The organism is Pseudomonadota bacterium (genome assembly GCA_026388315.1).
In the GTDB taxonomy this organism is placed as follows: domain Bacteria; phylum Desulfobacterota; class Syntrophorhabdia; order Syntrophorhabdales; family Syntrophorhabdaceae; genus MWEV01.
Map to the genome: position 1 here is coordinate 1 of JAPLKA010000003.1, position 4,844 is coordinate 4,844.

Sequence of the window (4,844 nt, forward strand, 5' to 3'; positions counted from 1 at the left end):
ACGGCTTGAAGGAAAGAGTAGCGGACGCCATTGATGTCATTGCCCGGAATCCCCGCCTGGACGGGCATATCAAGAAGTTGAAGGGGGACCTCAAGCACATGCATCGTTTCCGCATGGGCGATCTGCGTATCCTTTACGAGATCGACGATGCGCAAGAGAATGTGTGGATCAAGACCATCGAATGGAGAGGATCGGCATACAAATAAAGGTTCATCCGGTTGATGCGTACTTCTTCCTGTACTAAACAAATCGTCGAACTCGATCGAAATGCCAGGTTTCAAACCGTAATCATTGGTTTTATTCCCTCAGAAATATGATATAATCAAATCTTGGCTGACAGGTTCTGTTAGCGGCCGAGGTGAACGGATGCATGGTTGAAAAGTGTGGCGTTGCTCATAAATCGGAAAGCTAAAAGAGAAAAGATGTACCTGAATTCTTGGTTGCGGCCACTGTTTCTCACGGTGCCGCTATGTCTGGTCTTGCTGCTATTTCCCGCCTGCCACAAAGCGGGACTGCAAACTGCGGCCGGGCCGCCCCCGGTCCGGGGCTTGGAGCAAAAGATCGCGACATCGGTGCCCGAACGCGTCAGCTTCGATTCTCTGGATCGCGACCCCGGGACCGGCAAGCCGTTGGCCATCCAGGCGTTGTTGTTCAAGCCCGAAGGCGCCGATTCCCGGCGACTGCCCGCCGTTGTCGCGTTGCACGGCTGCGGCGGCATGTACAGCACCTCGAAATCAAAAAGGGACACGCTGTCTATTCGTCACCAGATGATGGCTGACCTTCTGGTCTCCGAAGGTTATGCAGTACTCTTCCCAGACAGTTTTCGTTCGCGTGGCTTCGAGGAAATCTGCACCGTTGAGAACAAAAAGCGCAAGCTCACGCAACAACACCGGCGGAAGGATGCGCAGGGTGCACTGGTTTGGCTGCAACGCCGCGATGATGTGCTGCCGGAGCGCATCGCGCTGCTCGGATGGTCGCATGGTGCGAGTGCGGTGCTCGCCACGATCAACGCGAAACAGCCTGCCGTTGCCAACTGGCGGGATCGCGAGCCTCCCAGACCCTATTTTCGAGCCGGCGTCGCGTTTTATCCCGGCTGTAATGACTCGCTGAAGGCTCGTGGTGGTTACACACTCGCCGCACCCATCACGTTTTTCATTGGCGGCAGCGATGACTGGACGGCACCAGGCCCCTGCGTGGATCTTGCGGCAAAGCTCTTGGCTGCGGGCGAAGCTGCAACGATCACTGTTTACCCGGATACGTATCACGGTTTTGACGGACCATCGACACAACCGCGACTCCGTCTCGAGGTGCCCAATGGGGTCAATCCCGGCAAGGGCGTGACCGTGGCGAGTAATCCGGCAGCGCGCGATGACGCCTATGCGAAACTGAAAAAATATTTGCGCGAACATCTCGGGCCTTGAGACGCAGCAGTAACACTTACATGTCCGGCGGCCATACGGGAGGGGCTTTCGCTAAATACAACTTCCTGAAAGAGAGCATCCAGCGATTTTGAAAGGGGTGCACTCTTTCAAATGGTATTCATTATCCGTTATTGACTAAAGTCTTTGTTTTTCTGCTTTGTCCTTTTATGCTAAGCTTCGAACAGAAGTGTACAGGCATAGTATCTGGTAACGAGTATGGTATCTAATATTTGAGCAGATTTGGTGTTATTTGAACAAGAAAAAGGAGGGGAAGATGGTAAACGATGCTCTATTAAAACCGATAAAGATTGGAAGATATGAACTTCCGAATCGCGTGTTCATGTCCCCAATGACGCGAAGCCGTGCGAACAACTCTGATAATGCTGCAACACCACTCATAGCGGAATATTATTCCCAGCGGGCATCTGCAGGCCTCCTCATAACCGAGGGGTCCCAAATCTCAAAACAGGGTGTCGGTTATATCAATACCCCGGGCATTCATAGCCAAGCCCAAGTTGAGGGATGGAAGCAGGTCACCAAGACCGTCCATGACAAGAATGGGCATATCTTCTGTCAACTCTGGCACTGCGGTCGGATGTCCCATCCCGATTTTCATGGCGGCGAGCTTCCCGTCGCACCCTCCGCTATTAATCCTAAAGACAAGTCCTTTACTAAGGAGGGGTTCAAAGATACCGTAACGCCGCGATCCCTGACCGTTAGCGAAATTCATGACATTACAAAGGACTTCAAAAAGGCGGCTGAGAATGCGATCGCTGCCGGTTTTGATGGTGTAGAAATCCATTCAGCCAATGGGTATCTAATCCATCAGTTTTTTACCAACTGTTCCAATATACGGACAGACGAATACGGTGGCAGTCACGAAAACAAAGCACGCTTTTTCTTTGAGACGCTGGAAGCCATAGGTGGTGCCATCGGATCCGATAGAGTGGGAATTCGGCTGAATCCCTCAGCGCATGGTTTCTTCGGCATCACGATTGACGAGGATACAATCCCTACCTTTGAATATATCGTGGAGCGATTAAACGATTACCGGGATCTTGCTTACGCCCATCTTGTTGAACCCATGGTTCCCGTGGATCAAGTGTCCTATGCGGTGCAGGAAATCGCAAAACATTTTCGCCCACGTTACAAAGGCACACTGGTGATCAACGGTCGTTTCAATCGTGACCGTGGTAACGATGTCTTGGAACAGAGTCTTGCAGACGCTGTCGCTTTTGGTAAACCCTTCATATCGAATCCTGATCTTGTAGAGCGCATCCTTCAGGGTGCGGACTGGGCAAGGTGGAATGAAAATACTTTTTATACAACTGGTTCAGAAGGTTATACAGACTATCCACCCTTTGAAGGGTAAAATTTTTATGGAGCAGGCGGGTGCGTTGACGTGTGGGCATCTTCCTGAAATCAGTAAAATGTAACCATCGGTGTAATTATTTGATTTAAAATATGAACTCAGCATCGCAGACAGGGGTAGAGAGGAACGTGACAAGCCTGAGCCTCTCTTGAAAATTATATTGCATTTCAAATTATTCCCTTTTACATTTGTCCCGTCAAAATCTTTCAGATCAATTTTCCACAAGGAGGTCCTCATGAACAAGCCTGACCTGATCAATGCATTAGTCTCAAAAGAAAGCCTGACGACAACAAATGCTTCCAAGATTATCAACCTGGTCTTCGATGGTTTCACCGATGCTCTCAAAAGAAATGGAAGAATTGAGATCCGCGGATTCGGAAATTTTACCGTGAGGGAGTATGGTACCTATACCGGAAGGAATCCGAAGACCGGCGAGAAGATTCCGGTCAAACCAAAGAGGCTACCGTTTTTCAAGGTGGGGAAGGAATTGAAGGAGAGGGTGAAATTTCGATAGAACGTCTTGGAATGATATTGATAACTGCCGTAATGTAACTTTCGATAATTTGAGAGGTGTCCGACATTAAAAGCGTTAGTCGGTGATCCAATAAATCCTTGAGTATTGTCATAGAGGAGGGAGAGATTATGGAGTTTACAAAGACACTGAAGGAGAGACGGGCAGTCAATTTCTTTGATCCATTGAAACCCATAAGTGATGACCAGCTAAAAGGAATAGTCGAGATGGCAGCACTTGCACCATCCGGCTTTAACTTCCAACCTTGGCAATTGATTGTTGTGAAATCACCCGCTGAAAAGGAACGGTTGCGGGCGCTATCCTGGAATCAGCCCAAGATAACAGACGCACCAGTGGTATTGATAGTGCTTGCTGATAAAGAAGGCTGGAAAGCGGGCCATCCTACTATGGAAAAGGTATGGCAGGATATGCTGAATCTTGGTTACGTAAAATCAGAGCAGAGACAGTGGATTGAAGGCGGGGCAAAAACCATTTACGGGGGAGAAGAAAAATCTCTGGCTTTCGCGGTTAAAAACGCTGCCTTTTTCGGAATGGCCTTGATGCTTGCGGCAAAGGATGCCGGACTGGATTCACATCCTATGGATGGGTTTGATCATGAAGGGGTCAGAAAAGCTTTTAACATCCCAGATAACTTCTATGTTCCAATGATACTTGCTATTGGCTATTTTAACGAGAAATACAAGATTATGGCACCGAAGTGGAGAAAGTCATACGAGGACATTGTGTTTAAAACTTATTGAAAGTCGATTACATACAACGGAAAATGAGGATGCCTGATGAGTGCAAACGATACATGTGCTTTGGTGAAAAACGATAGTGATCTTAGGGAAATACTGAGGAACAAAGACCGTGTCATTGCCCTTTTTCATGCCTCCTGGTGTCCTTTTTGTATAAGGTTTCTGCCGATATTTCAAAAGCATGATGAGAAAGAGGGGCGACATTTTGTTATTGCTCAGGATGATCAGGAAACGATAGCTGAGCAATATTCGGTGAAAGTTTATCCGACCGTGCTTTATTTTGAAAAAGGAGTCATTGCAAAAAGACTGGATGGAGTATTGGGAGTCGGTTTGGACGAGAAGCAACTGACAGAATTTGTTAACTTGCGTCCGTAGTCTTAATGTGGTGTGGAAGGAGGATTGACGTTAAAGGAAATGTCAGAATCGATAATTGACAGCTTCCTGCTATCCACACAGCAAAGCTGTCGTAACAGATTCAAGATAACAAATGGTAATAAATTACCCGTTGCTTTTTTTGTGCTCATTTTTTGTTGACACATAAGGTCGTCCATCCTAAAATACATAATAAAAAAAGCTTTTTTAGTCAGTATCAGATTCACAACACCTCACTGAAAGGAGTATTTGATGAAAAAGATTATTGCCCTGCTGTCCGTTGCAATTTTTACAATCGCTATCGTTGCCTTTGCTGCCGAAGACACCAAACCGGAACTGCGTCCTGCCCAGAAGCTGATGCAGGCCCGGGCGGCTTGGCTGGCTTCCATGAGCAAAAACCTTGAGGCAAA

6 protein-coding genes are annotated in these 4,844 nt (G+C 47.8%); all 6 read left to right on the forward strand.

Annotation, left to right across the window (positions count from 1 at the left end):
• On the forward strand, nucleotides 1–206 hold a 206-nt coding region (locus NTX75_00030), incomplete at its 5' end, for a type II toxin-antitoxin system RelE/ParE family toxin (GenBank protein ID MCX5814618.1).
• A 177-nt stretch (nucleotides 207–383) separates the two neighbouring features.
• Entirely contained in the window at nucleotides 384–1,421 is a 1,038-nt protein-coding gene (locus NTX75_00035) for a dienelactone hydrolase family protein (protein MCX5814619.1), read from the forward strand.
• A 274-nt stretch (nucleotides 1,422–1,695) separates the two neighbouring features.
• On the forward strand, nucleotides 1,696–2,793 hold the full coding sequence (locus NTX75_00040; GenBank protein ID MCX5814620.1) for an alkene reductase: 1,098 nt from the start codon (nucleotides 1,696–1,698) through the stop codon (nucleotides 2,791–2,793).
• A gap of 235 nt (nucleotides 2,794–3,028) precedes the next feature.
• A complete protein-coding gene (locus tag NTX75_00045) occupies nucleotides 3,029–3,307 on the forward strand; it encodes an integration host factor subunit beta (protein ID MCX5814621.1) in 279 nt (92 codons plus the stop codon).
• Between the two features lie 128 nt (nucleotides 3,308–3,435).
• Nucleotides 3,436–4,065: a nitroreductase family protein gene (locus NTX75_00050; GenBank protein MCX5814622.1), complete on the forward strand. Its 630-nt coding sequence runs from the start codon at nucleotides 3,436–3,438 to the stop codon at nucleotides 4,063–4,065.
• A gap of 36 nt (nucleotides 4,066–4,101) precedes the next feature.
• Nucleotides 4,102–4,437 (forward strand): thioredoxin domain-containing protein, encoded by a 336-nt coding sequence (locus NTX75_00055; GenBank protein MCX5814623.1) that lies wholly within the window; start codon nucleotides 4,102–4,104, stop codon nucleotides 4,435–4,437.
• The last annotated feature ends 407 nt before the right edge of the window (nucleotides 4,438–4,844 follow it).

What these genes read in the sequence shown, in the direction of transcription:
- NTX75_00050 (MCX5814622.1), top strand. Translation starts at nt 3,436, where the DNA reads ATGGAGTTTACAAAGACACTGAAGGAGAGACGGGCAGTCAATTTCTTT.
- NTX75_00055 (MCX5814623.1), top strand. Translation starts at nt 4,102, where the DNA reads ATGAGTGCAAACGATACATGTGCTTTGGTGAAAAACGATAGTGATCTT.
- NTX75_00045 (MCX5814621.1), top strand. Translation starts at nt 3,029, where the DNA reads ATGAACAAGCCTGACCTGATCAATGCATTAGTCTCAAAAGAAAGCCTG.
- NTX75_00040 (MCX5814620.1), top strand. Translation starts at nt 1,696, where the DNA reads ATGGTAAACGATGCTCTATTAAAACCGATAAAGATTGGAAGATATGAA.